The organism is Nostoc sp. (assembly GCF_036917155.1).
Taxonomy (GTDB): Bacteria; Cyanobacteriota; Cyanobacteriia; order Cyanobacteriales; family Nostocaceae; genus Nostoc.
Map to the genome: position 1 here is coordinate 147811 of NZ_JBALDZ010000031.1, position 13107 is coordinate 160917.

Consider the following 13107-nt stretch of genomic DNA (forward strand, 5'->3'; position numbering starts at 1 on the left):
ATGTTGTACTTGGTAGCAAATAGCTGACAATTATCAATGCCCAATGCCCAATGCCCAATGATAATTTGTGTTAAAAAACCCGGAAAATATAAGGATAACGGAAGGGTATATCAGGATTGCTGAAAACTCCGATGAGTGCCCAAATTGTTAATCCCCAGTGCAATAGGTATCCTAGACCGGCTAGCGGCCCCAGCAATAATAGAGGTAAGACTAACCAACCGAATAGAAAAAACAACGCTCCTAGAATCCCTCCATAAAGCCAGACATTAAAGTGGAAATTGATGGATTCTCTGGCATTTTCTTTAACAACAGGATCATCAGATACGAGCAGTATGGCAATAGGTATACTTACTGATACCAAAGTTGTACTGAAAAAAATCGCTCCATGAGACAAGGCAGATAGAAGCTTTCGCTTGTCTGTGTCGTACATCGGTTTCTCCTATTTAGTCAGATTGTTAATTACACTACGACCCTATCACGAGCATCGTTGTCTTAAGATTAAAAGACTTACCAGAGTCAAAAAAAATTAAGTTAGCTAACAAATACATTTATGTCTACTGAACTTCAGTCTGAACTTATTCAAGCAGTTGAACTTCGCCGCAACTTTGCAATTATATCTCACCCCGATGCGGGTAAGACTACACTAACTGAAAAGCTACTTCTGTACGGAGGGGCAATTCACGAAGCTGGGGCGGTTAAGGCGCGACGGGCACAGCGTAAGGCTACATCTGACTGGATGGCGATGGAACAACAACGGGGTATTTCCATTACTTCCACGGTGTTGCAATTTGAATACCGGAACTGTCAGATAAATTTATTAGACACTCCCGGACACCAAGATTTCAGTGAAGATACTTACCGTACCCTCGCCGCCGCTGATAATGCCGTGATGCTGATTGATGCTGCAAAAGGTTTGGAACCCCAAACCCGTAAATTGTTTGAAGTGTGTAAGTTGCGGGGTATCCCGATTTTTACATTTATCAACAAGCTCGATCGCCCAGGCAGAGAACCTCTGGAATTGTTGGATGAAATTGAGCAAGAATTGGGATTGCAAACCTATGCGGTAAATTGGCCGATTGGTATGGGCGATCGCTTTAAAGGTGTTTTTGATCGGCACAAGCAACAAATTCACCTCTTTGAACGCAGTGCCCACGGCAGCCGAGAAGCCCGTGATACCATAGTCGAATTAGGCGATCCGAGAATAGAAGAACAGCTAGAACAAAGTCTGTACCACCAACTGAAAAATGATCTAGAACTTTTAGAAGGAGTTGGGCCAGAGTTAGATTTACAGTTGGTACACGAAGGCAAAATGACGCCTGTGTTCTTTGGTAGCGCCATGACTAACTTTGGGGTAGAGTTATTCCTCAAGTATTTCCTCGACTATGCCCTCAAACCCGGTTCTCATTACAGCAGTCTTGGCGAAGTTCCCCCTACATACCCAGAATTTTCGGGGTTTGTCTTTAAGTTGCAAGCGAACATGGACCCGAAACACCGCGATCGCGTCGCATTTATCCGGGTTTGCACTGGTAAGTTTGAAAAAGATATGATGGTGAATCACGCCCGCATTGGTAAACTCATCCGTCTGTCTCGCCCGCAAAAACTCTTTGCTCAAGAGCGAGAATCGATTGATGTGGCTTATCCTGGCGATGTGATCGGTTTGAACAATCCCGGTGTTTTTGCGATCGGGGATACAATTTACACGGGACAAAAGCTCGAATATGAGGGGATTCCGTATTTTTCGCCGGAACTGTTCGCTTCTCTGAGGAATCCCAACCCCTCGAAGTCTAAACAATTCCAAAAAGGCGTTGCGGAATTACGCGAAGAAGGTGCTGTGCAAATTATGTATTCAACTGATGAAGCCAAGCGCGATCCAATTTTGGCGGCGGTGGGTCAGTTGCAATTCGAGGTGGTGCAGTTTCGCTTACAAAATGAGTATGGTGTAGAAACCATCTTAGAGTTATTACCCTATAGTGTTGCCCGTTGGGTTGAGGGTGGTTGGGAAGCATTAGAAAAAGTGGGACGGATTTTCAATACCACTACAGTTAAAGATAGTATGGGACGCCCAGTGTTGCTATTCCGCAATGAATGGAATTGCCAACAGTTATTAGGCGACCATCCAGAGTTAAAATTAAGCGCGTTGGCAGAGCCCGCCGTAGGCATCGCTCCAGTATTTTCTAGTCAACAACCAGTGGAGGAATGATTCACTACGAATTTTAGATTTTAGATTTTAAATTTTAGATTTTTTTGTTCATGCCTTGCCCCTAGTGGGTAGAACAAATCTAAAATTCTTAATTTAAAATCCTTGAGCCAAGTAACCTTGTGGTCAGGGTCAATCTAAAATCCAAAATCCAAAATCCAAAATTGGTTGACAAGCAAAACTTGAGCGCGGTTGATTTCCACGGCATCCGAGGTTCGCGCTTTTGCACAAACGTGGATCACTTAGAAGAGATTGGAGTGCCAGAATTTGTATGCCTTCACATGCCAAACCGTCTTTGGAGGCTGGTTTAGTTGCCCTCAAGCAGGGAAATTACCAAACAGCGATCGCTCAACTAGAACCTATTGCTAGCAGCCAGAGTAATGGTACTGCTAGTCTACAAGCCCAGGTTGGTTTAGTGATGGCTTTTGCTCGCACTGGCGAAGTTCCCAAAGCGATCGCTATTTCCCAGAATCTCATTGAGAGTAACAACCCACAAGTTCAAGAGTGGGCAACACGCGCTCTCGAACACCTGACAAAACGTAAAAAACCTGAGCAAGAATCAACAAATGTCGAAACTGGATTTGTTGCCTTTGAGAATTCAAATCCAGATTCAACTCCAGATTCAACCCCAGATTCAAGCCCTGTTACTCCCCCAGAAACTCCTACATTAGAGGAAAAGCCAGACGATCGAGTAATCGAAACCAAGAGCAACGAAACCCCGCCGATGGTGCCACTACCTAAACTCAAAGCGACAGTGGCGACACCACCCCCACCACCCCCACCGGCTACACCCCTAAACGGCTTCATGGGTTCTGTAACCCGCACTCAAGCTAAACTATTCGGCGTTATTTATTGGCGACAAGCACAACGCGCCAGAGCATGGCAACCACTACGTAAATCGAAATTAATTCCCTTGCGGTTACTGTCAGCAGGAACATTCATCGCTCTGTTTTGGGTGATGCGGGAAATGCTCAAGTTAGCAATGGGATTCATCAACCAGACTTTAGTCAAACTTCCTTATTTGGAGCCGTTGCAGCTTTTATATCGCGACCCTACTAAGTTGTTGCTAATAGTATTGGTGATTTTGATCGGAGTATCACCTTGGTTACTGGATCTGCTATTGGCGAACTTGTATGGTCAGCGAGAATTCTCTAAAGATGTATTGAATGCTCATAGCCGTGAAGCCGTTCGGGTGCTACAACGTTGTTGCCAACAGCGGCACTGGCCGTTACCCAAACTGCGGATTTTACCAACGGCTGCACCAATTATTCTGACTTATGGTAGTTTACCACGTAATGCCAGGATTGTTGTGAGTCAAGGGCTATTAGAACAACTAGCAGATGATGAAATCGCCATTATTTACGCCACGCAGCTAGGGCATATTGCTCACTGGGATTTTGCTGTAATGTCTTTGTTGCTGCTGGTGACACTACCAATTCATCGGCTATATCAGCAAATGTCAGAGTTGGGCGACAAAATATCAGCGAAAATTTGGCGCTGGCCGGTGACAATTCTGGCAACTTTAATTTATGGAGTTTGGTGTTTGCTAACTGGAACTGCATTGTGGTTGTCGCGGTTGCGGCTTTATTATAGCGATCGCGTTGCCGCTGAAATTACTGGTAATCCCAATGCCCTAATTCGTGCTTTACTTAAAATTGCCATTGGCGTTGCCGCTGACATCCAAAAAGAAGAAGAGACAAGTTGGCAATTAGAAAGCTTAAATCTCCTGACACCAGTTAGCCACCAGCAGAGTTTATCTTTGGGCACTATTGCCAGCAATTTATCTTTTGAATCATTTTTGAAGTGGGATACTGCCAATCCCTATCGCCGATGGTTTACGATTAATAATAGCCACCCTTTAATGGGCGATCGTATTGAACGCCTCTGCCAAATAGCCCGTCACTGGCATCTAGACACCGAACTACATTTTGCAAGTGAGCCATCAAAGGTTAAGCGTCAGTCTTTCTTATTACAAATCGCTCCCTGGTTGGGAATTCCTCTAGGAGTTTTGTTTGCAGCTTTAGTCTGGCTAACTTGGCAACTAGCATTCGCACTTAAGTTTTTAAATCTAAAGTGGATCTATGAAGATTGGTCTTTCATTACAGGCTGCCTTCTGATTGGCTTTAGCATCGGTACAGTAGTGCGGATTAATTCTTTCTTCCCGGATATTAAACCTGCCACTGTGCAAACTGATGACAGCTTACCCAACCTGTTATCTGACCCTTCTGCCTTACCCATTGACAGCATCAGCGTGCGTCTGGTGGGCAAATTATTAGGTCGTCAAGGCACTAGCAACTCCCTAGCGCAAGATTTAATCTTCCAATCCAGCGCGGGTTTGGTGAAATTACACCACATTTCTTGGCTAGGACAGTCAGTCAATCACCAGGATCTAATTGGTAGGCAAATTATCGTCACAGGTTGGTTCCGGCGAGGAGCAACACCTTGGATTGATATCCAAACCCTACAAACTCAAAGTGGTAAAACCATTCATAGCCCTCATCCCATTTGGTCTACTTTTTTAGCAGTTGCAGCACAGGCTTGGGGCGCATACGTTTTTCTTACTGGTTAGTCATTGGGCATTAGTCATTGGTCATTAGCAAAGGACAAAGGACAAAGGACAAATTGGAATGTAAACAAAAGTTGCAGGTTTTCTTTACAAGTGTTACATTTATTCACACAAACAATAGCAGCCGATATAACTCAGCACTACTGCTTAGTTGTTAATTCGGATGCTTTTTCCCCTACTTCATACCTTTTATCCTCCCAACACAGCAGAAAATTAACCAGCCAATGGCTGGTTTTTGTCTCAAAATATGCTCTCTTGAATAAAAAAATGTGTTTCATGTTACGATGCAGTAATACTAATGACGGAAATATATGCGCTAAACTAGCTACGTAGAAAATACCGTGGTAATGTAGGGAATGGTATTTGATTCTGCGAAAAAGAGCATGGAAGAAAGCGTGTACTTTAGCAGGCACTAGGCTATTAAATTTACAATTCTTAGAATTAAGGTGTTATTAGCTCACCATAGTGTGAGCATTTTGATTAAACAAGCTTGATCCCGACGAAAAACTGTATTGTTGTATAGGTTGACAGTTTCGAGCAAAAAAATTGGTTGATGGCAGTCTTGGTCAATAGCATCTATTTAAAAGTTAAAAGCCTAAGCCAAGTGATTGTTTTCTCGCCTTGCCATGTTAATTTAACTCTGGAGGTATAGTTCATGTCCGTTCGCCTATATATAGGTAATCTGCCTAAAGATGAAATAGATCGTCAAGATCTGCAAGCAGTTTTTGCAGCAGAAGGTGATGCTGTAACTACTAAATTAATTAAAGACCGCAAAACTGGCAAATGCCGTGGTTTCGGTTTTCTGACAGTCAACAACGACGAACAAGCTGACGAAATCATTGAAAAATATAATGGTCAGCTGTTCAAAGACACTCCCATTAAGCTAGAGAAGGCATTACCTCGGACAAAGGGTGAAGAGGGCGAGGAGCAAGTTCCTAAACCAGTTACTCTTGCTAGTAGTAGTACCCCGACTCCTAGCCCCAGCAGAGAAGGTAGCCGCCGTGAGAAAAGTTCTAAGAAACCTCGTCGTGGCGGCGGTGGCGGCGGTTCTCGCGAAAGCAGCACCACAACTACCGATTCAGACGCTATTCGTCCAGATCCTCGTTGGGCTTCGGAATTAGAAAAGCTGAAGCAGATGCTAGCTGCACAAACTACGAATTAATCTGTCAGGGAGAGAAGTTAAAAATTAAAAATCAGAATTTTTTTTGATTTTTAATTTTTAATTGTCGATTATTATCTAGCTGCTTAGTTCAATCTACTTGCAGCTAATTTTATAATTGCGTACTGATAGGAGTTAGTAGCGTTAAAAATCTCAATCAAATCAAACGACATATAAATTTCACCCATTGATCATACTTACGTAATAAAAAAGTATATATTGATGCAACTATAGCTTTTGTAAGCTTGCTTATAAAAAAATTAAGTTTTTGTGATTAGATGCATTAAAAAATCTGAACGATGTGAATGCGATCGCAGTAATTGTCTGAATTTGACAAGTTATAGTCAATGATAATTGTGATAGCTAGCTGATATGGCGACGTGAACCGGAAGCGCGTAGGCGCAGCCCGCCCTAGGCATCGCTCTAAAGATAATTTAAACTCAAAGTGATACCGATCATTTGCTGCTTCTGTTATGTCCTCAACTCTAGATTCTTTGCCACCTGCGCTAGCTAAAATTGTCCAGCGCTTTCAACGCGCTTCTGAACCGAAGCGGCGCTACGAACAGCTAATCTGGTATGCTCAGAAGCTCAATGAGTTCCCAGAAGCCGATAAATTACCCGAAAATAAAGTTTCTGGTTGCGTGTCTCAAGTTTATATCACCGCAGCCTTGGATGATGGTAAGGTTGTATTTCAGGGCGATTCCGATTCCCAGTTAACTAAAGGATTAGTAGGGCTTCTGGTTGAAGGATTGCATGGACTAACACCAACTGAGATTGTCCAACTCACTCCAGATTTTATCCAAGAAACAGGTTTAAATATTAGCCTGACACCTTCCCGTGCTAATGGATTTTACAACATTTTTAAAACCATGCAAAAAAAAGCATTGGAATGTAAGTTAGATTTGCCTAACTAAACAGATAAGAAAAGCCCTGGCGACTAGAAGTCGCGGCTACACAGACAAAACCCACCTCCGTGGGTTAAAAACGCTTGATTCTTCATGCTTTCCACGGAGGTGGACAATGCTAGTGTAGTAGCGACTTCTAGTCGCCAGGGCTTTTCAAACATCCTACTAACTCTTAATTCCTAACTCCATAACAATAAATTTAGTCTTATGTCAACCAATCTATTGTCTACCTCTATTGCTATTGGCTTTGGTGGAGTAGTTCAAGAATATCTCTGGAACTGGGAAAATCAGCAATTACGCGTTGTTTATGAAACCCTTGGTAAAGGTTCACCGCTATTGCTACTACCAGCTTTCAGCAGTGTTTCGACGCGTTTGGAAATGGGTGAACTTGCCAAGTTACTAGCTCCCCATTTTCAAGTTGTAGCCATAGACTGGCCTGGATTTGGACAATCTTCTCGCCCTAGTTTGAATTATCGACCAGAAATATATCAGCACTTTCTGGAAGATTTTGTCAAAGCTGTTTTTAATACTCCGATTACCGTGGTGGCGGCTGGTCATGCTACTAGTTACGTTTTACAATTAGCTGTGAAATCGGCTGCTTTCTCAAAGATTGTATTGTTAGCTCCTACTTGGCGTGGGCCTTTGCCGACAATGGGAGCAAGTCAGCAAATAGCTGGCATTGTCAGAGAATTGGTGCGATCGCCTATACTTGGTCAAGCTCTCTACAAACTCAATACTGCCCCATCTTTATTAAGTTTTATGTACCGCCGTCATGTCTTTACTGACGCGGCTAAAATTACACCCAGTTTCATTGAGAAGAAATGGCAGACAACTCAACAACCAGGAGCGCGATTTGCTTCTGCTGCCTTTGTAACTGGTAATCTTGATGCTATACACGCACAATCAGATTTTCTGGAACTTGTGCAGTCTTTAACCGTACCGCTCATGGTAGTAATTGGGGAATCTAGCCCTCCCAAATCACGAGAAGAAATGAACGCTTTGGTAGCCTTACCAGGAGTGAGAAGTGTTGTTATCCCTGGTTCTTTGGGACTGCATGAAGAATACCCAGCAGTTGTTTTAGAAGCAATTCAAGATTTTTTGTTCTCTTCAGAAAATTAAATCCTCACGCCAAAATGCAAAGAATCATTTTGCACATTGGTGCGATATTAAGATTATAAGACTAGCCCTTTCAATACCTTTAAACCGCAGAGGCGCGGAGGACACAGAGAGAGAAGAAAGAGAAAGAAATGCGGTTACTCGCACTTTTTCTCTCTGCGCTTTCTGTGCCTTTGCAGTTCGTTCAAAAAAGGACTTTGACAAAGAGTGCTAACTTTAACCCAACCCTATTGACCGCAGGGTAGGTCAGCTTGTATACAATACTCCTAAGCTGCTACGCCTACGCCAACTTGTGAATATTTATGACTTATTACAGATGCATAAAAATAAAATGTTTCCTGATTAAATTATGTGATTATTTTGCTGAAACCCAAAATAACAGCAAGTTCGCACAAAAAAATAAAAACAATTATGATATGTGATAATGATTATCCATAAGGTGAGATAAGGGGAATTTAGAGTATGGTGGCTGACGTAATCAACAATTCAGTTCCCGTTACTGTTCTTACAGGCTATTTGGGAGCAGGTAAAACGACTCTACTCAATCACATCCTCACCTACGAACACGGCAAAAAAGTTGCTGTGATTGTTAATGAATTTGGGGAAGTGGGTATTGATAATCAATTGATTATCGATGCAGATGAAGAAATTTTTGAAATGAACAATGGCTGTATCTGTTGTACAGTGCGCGGCGATTTAATTCGCATCATTGGCAATTTGATGAAGCGGCGCGATAAATTTGACCATTTAGTAATTGAAACAACTGGATTAGCCGATCCAGCACCAGTGATTCAGACATTTTTCGTGGATGAAGATTTACAAAGTCAACTGTCTTTAGATGCGGTGGTGACAGTCGTAGATGCCAAGCATATTTGGCAGCACTGGGATGCCGACGAAGCCCAAGAACAGATTGCCTTTGCCGATGTAATTTTACTTAATAAAACAGATTTGGTAGCGCCAGGAGAATTGGATGAATTAGAAAAACGGATTCGGGCGATGAATGCGATCGCAAAAATCTACCGTACCCAAAATTCTGAACTAGGAATGGATGCTTTATTAGGTGTCAAAGCCTTTGATTTAGATCGTGCATTAGAAATTGATCCAGATTTCTTAGGTGAAGATGCCCACGTACACGATGAAACTGTCTTTTCAGTGGCTTTAGTAGAAGCGGGTGCAGTTGATGGAGAAAAATTAAACACTTGGCTTTCGGAGTTACTGCGTACCCAAGGGCCAGATATTTTTCGGATGAAAGGCATTTTAAATATTGCTGGAGAAGACAATCGATTTGTATTCCAAGGAGTACACATGATCTTTGATGGCAAACCCGATCGCCCCTGGAAACCAAGCGAAACCCCCAAAAACGAACTAGTCTTCATCGGCCGCAACCTTGATGCAGCCCAACTCAAGCAAGATTTTCTCGCCTGTCTTGCGTAAATAAAAAGTTAGGAGTTATGAGTGATGAGTTAAAAATTCCTAACTCCTAACTCCTAACTCCTAATTCCTAACTTCTGTAAAAAATATGAACACCACAACCAGCAAATCTAAGGAATTTGAACAACACTATTCGGGGACACTTTCAGATTATGTAACTGCGATCGCTTGGTCGCCACAAGGTAAAACTTTAGCAGCAACTTCCGCCGCCGGGGAAGTAGTTTTATGGAATGATGGCGAACTCACAACCTTACAAACTAGTAATGGTAAATCAGTGGACTGTCTCGCTTTTTCGACCGATGGCAAATTTTTAGCCGTTGGCGGACAAGATGGACAGGTGAAAATTTGGCGCGACACTGAATTAATCGCCACGCTGGAAAATGCCCCTGCATGGGTTGACAAGCTAGCTTGGAATTACACCAGCAACCAACTAGCTTTTAGTTTGGGGCGTTACGTCCAAGTCTGGGATGCAGATACTCATGAAATTGTTGTGACGCTGAATTTTGACAACTCTTCAGTATTGGGTATAGATTGGCGCATTGACGGACAATACTTAGCCATTAGTGGTTATAAGGGAGTCAAGATTTGGCATAGTCAAAACTGGGATGAAGAACCATACAACCTAGATATGACTACTGTCAGTGTAGCGATGGCTTGGTCGCCTGATGGCAAATTCCTGGCTTCTGGCAATATGGATCGCAGTATCACCGTTTTAGAGTGGAACAACCCCGACCCTTGGGTGATGCGTGGCTTCCCTGGTAAAATTCGCCAATTGGCATGGTCAGAAGCTACTACAAAAGTAGGTGCGCCAATACTGGCATCTTCTAGCGTTGAAGGTATTGTGGTGTGGGAAAAGCTAGAGGATGATACTTTAGGTTGGGAAGCACGAGTATTAACAAATCATGTAGGTGTGATCAATGCGATCGCCTTTGCACCGAAAAGCTTCCTTCTCGCTTCTGCTGCTGCTGACGGCTGGTTGTGTTTGTGGAACAAAGCCAAGGAAGTATCCCAAATTATTACAGGTGTCTCAGCAGGATTTTCTAGCCTAGCCTGGCATCCCCAAGGTAAGTTACTGGCCGCAGGCGGTGAACAGGGCGAATTAGTTATTTGGTCAAAGGTTTTGCGGGGTCAAGGATTCGGGCGTAGTTAAGCAGTACTTGGTAATTAAAATTGAAGCTGGGCAATTTATTAGCTATGCTGTATCAGCAAAGCTATCTTTGTGTAAATTATGAACATAGTCAAACTGATTTTACTTGCCTGTCCCGCATTTCTGATATCCATGCTGCTGATAGTCAATCCAGCAAACGCATCCAGCCTGAAATCTTTATACGCTACCCAAATTATGACGGTAGTATCTACACAACAAATTCCCGATCTGGCAACACCAAACTTGATTCAAACATCTCATCCGATTATTGATCAGCTTGGTTGCAATTGTGCCAACTGTGTTCAGTCTAAATTTCAGTCCCTACAAGGCAAGCTGCCATCTGTCGGTTTTTAAGAAAGTGAAAGGGCGGTTAGAAATCGCGTCTATACAAGCAAAACCCACTTCTGTGGGTTAAAAAATCTTAATTTTTCCTTAGTAAAAGGGCGGTTAGAAACCGCGTCTACACAAGCAAAACCCACCTTTGTGGGTTAAAAAACCTTAATTTTCTCTTAGTCCGCGGAGGCGGACGAGAGTTTGTGTAGCCGCGAATTCCATTCGGCCTGGATTCTTGGCGATCGCACTACTTGCAACATAATTAATGGTATTCGCAAAAGATAGCGCCTAAAAAACGAGGTAGGAAAGCTGTTAGGTGAATTCCTGGATACTGAAAAAGCTGCGGTAAGCCAGTGAAGTTAGTGCAATCGCCATCTGCACCCAAGCTGTTAAGCTCTTGTTAAAAGAGCTAGTCCGGGGATTAGAAAACTTGCTAGAGTGAACAGAGTTAGCCTTAATGTCTAATCGCCAAAACCTATACATCTCATGGATTTTGCTAATATTGCATCCCAGCTAAACGCTGGAACGATTTTGCCAGAGGGGATTGTTATTCTCACCCTCTTGGGGGTTTTGATAGTTGATTTGATTTTGGGGCGTACATCCGCGTGCTGGATTGGATATCTAGCGATCGCAGGTTTATTTGCTTCGATTATCGCCCTATACTTTCAATGGGACTCTCCTAATCCCATCGGTTTTACCGGTAGCTTTAACAGTGACGACCTGAGTATTGTCTTTCGCGGTATTATTGCCTTGTCTGCGATCGCTACTATACTGATGTCAATTCGCTACGTTGAGCAGAGTGGCACCGCTTTAGCCGAATTCATCGCTATTTTGCTGAGTGCTACTTTGGGAGGGATGTTTTTATCCGGGGCTAGTGAGTTGGTGATGATTTTCATCTCCCTAGAAACCCTGAGTATCTCCTCTTATTTGTTGACAGGTTATACCAAGCGTGACCCCCGCTCCAATGAAGCGGCGCTGAAATACTTGTTAATTGGAGCTTCCAGTACAGCAATATTTTTGTACGGTGTATCACTGCTGTATGGACTATCTGGAGGACAAACTGAACTAAGTGCGATCGCAAATGGCATTGCCACAGCAAAAGTGGGACAATCTTTAGGTTTAGTGATTGCCCTGGTTTTTGCGATCGCAGGTATTGGCTTCAAAATCTCCGCTGCACCCTTCCACCAGTGGACACCAGACGTTTACGAAGGCGCACCCACCCCAGTCATCGCCTTTTTATCTGTCGGTTCCAAAGCGGCTGGGTTTGCCCTAGCCATCCGCTTGCTAACAACAGCCTTCCCTCTCGTTGCTGATGAGTGGAGGTTTGTCTTCACTGCTCTAGCCGTTCTCAGCATGATCTTGGGTAACGTAGTCGCCTTAGCCCAAACCAGCATGAAACGGATGCTAGCTTATTCATCCATTGCCCAAGCCGGGTTTGTGATGATTGGCTTGATTGCTGGTACACAGGCGGGTTATGCCAGTATGATATTTTACCTACTGGTCTACCTATTCATGAACCTGTGCGGCTTTACCTGCATCATTCTGTTCTCACTACGCACGGGAACCGACCAGATTGCCGAATACTCTGGCTTATATCAAAAAGACCCACTCTTAACACTCGCCTTGAGTATCTCCCTGCTTTCCTTGGGTGGTATCCCACCATTAGCTGGGTTTTTCGGCAAGATTTACTTATTCTGGGCAGGTTGGCAAGCAGGACTTTATTGGTTAGTCTTGTTGGGCTTAGTTACCAGCGTCGTCTCCATCTACTACTACATTCGCGTAGTTAAAATGATGGTAGTCAAAGAACCCCATGAAATGTCCGACGCAGTGAAGAATTATCCACAAGTGCGTTGGGATTTACCTGGGCTAAGACCTTTGCAGGTCGGTTTGGTGGTAACATTAATTGCCACTACTGTAGCAGGGATTTTGTCAAATCCACTGTTTACATTGGCTAACAATTCCATCTCCCATACTCCATTTTTGCAAGCAACAATCAACAGTAATGTAAAAGCACAAAATCTAGTGCTTTTGCCAAAGTTAGATTCGGTTAGTCAGTCTCAACCCTCAGTTGATTCTACTGCTAAGATTTAACCGAGTCTCAACGAAACTTCGTACTCAAAGACACGCCTGTTTGCTAATTAGCAGACAGGTGTTTTTCAGTAACCGTTCACGGTGGAAATTAGGCTACCAGGAAAAATAAGTACAGAGAGATGGTAGATTAGAGGGCATGAAGAAAATCAGCCTCATCAGCCA

The 13107-nt window shown here is 43.3% G+C and carries 10 protein-coding genes; 9 read left to right on the top strand and 1 reads right to left on the bottom strand.

Annotation, left to right across the window (positions count from 1 at the left end; all coding sequences use genetic code 11):
• Positions 1-70: 70 nt before the first annotated feature.
• Positions 71-430 carry a DUF4870 domain-containing protein gene (locus V7K67_RS05755; RefSeq protein ID WP_334708886.1) on the bottom strand — a complete coding sequence of 120 codons (360 nt, stop codon included), beginning with the start codon at positions 428-430 and terminating at the stop codon, positions 71-73.
• Positions 431-550: 120 nt separating this feature from the next.
• Between V7K67_RS05755 and prfC the strand changes: the two genes are divergently transcribed.
• The 9 genes from prfC (at position 551) to V7K67_RS05800 (ending at position 12945) form a co-directional block, all read left to right on the top strand.
• Positions 551-2200 carry a peptide chain release factor 3 gene (prfC, locus tag V7K67_RS05760; RefSeq protein ID WP_334708885.1) on the top strand — a complete coding sequence of 550 codons (1650 nt, stop codon included), beginning with the start codon at positions 551-553 and terminating at the stop codon, positions 2198-2200.
• 268 nt (positions 2201-2468) lie between these two features.
• Positions 2469-4766 (top strand): M48 family metalloprotease, encoded by a 2298-nt coding sequence (locus V7K67_RS05765; protein WP_335165573.1) that lies wholly within the window; start codon positions 2469-2471, stop codon positions 4764-4766.
• A gap of 652 nt (positions 4767-5418) precedes the next feature.
• Entirely contained in the window at positions 5419-5925 is a 507-nt protein-coding gene (locus V7K67_RS05770) for an RNA recognition motif domain-containing protein (RefSeq protein ID WP_334708883.1), read from the top strand.
• A 470-nt stretch (positions 5926-6395) separates the two neighbouring features.
• On the top strand, positions 6396-6836 hold the full coding sequence (locus V7K67_RS05775) for a SufE family protein (protein ID WP_334732594.1): 441 nt from the start codon (positions 6396-6398) through the stop codon (positions 6834-6836).
• A 198-nt stretch (positions 6837-7034) separates the two neighbouring features.
• Entirely contained in the window at positions 7035-7946 is a 912-nt protein-coding gene (locus tag V7K67_RS05780; RefSeq protein WP_334732593.1) for an alpha/beta fold hydrolase, read from the top strand.
• Between the two features lie 459 nt (positions 7947-8405).
• Positions 8406-9377, top strand: coding sequence for a CobW family GTP-binding protein (locus V7K67_RS05785; protein ID WP_334708880.1), 972 nt, complete (start codon positions 8406-8408; stop codon positions 9375-9377).
• Between the two features lie 85 nt (positions 9378-9462).
• On the top strand, positions 9463-10524 hold the full coding sequence (locus V7K67_RS05790) for a WD40 repeat domain-containing protein (protein WP_334732592.1): 1062 nt from the start codon (positions 9463-9465) through the stop codon (positions 10522-10524).
• Between the two features lie 78 nt (positions 10525-10602).
• Positions 10603-10875 (top strand): hypothetical protein, encoded by a 273-nt coding sequence (locus tag V7K67_RS05795; protein WP_334708878.1) that lies wholly within the window; start codon positions 10603-10605, stop codon positions 10873-10875.
• Between the two features lie 465 nt (positions 10876-11340).
• Positions 11341-12945 carry an NAD(P)H-quinone oxidoreductase subunit N gene (locus V7K67_RS05800; RefSeq protein WP_335165576.1) on the top strand — a complete coding sequence of 535 codons (1605 nt, stop codon included), beginning with the start codon at positions 11341-11343 and terminating at the stop codon, positions 12943-12945.
• The last annotated feature ends 162 nt before the right edge of the window (positions 12946-13107 follow it).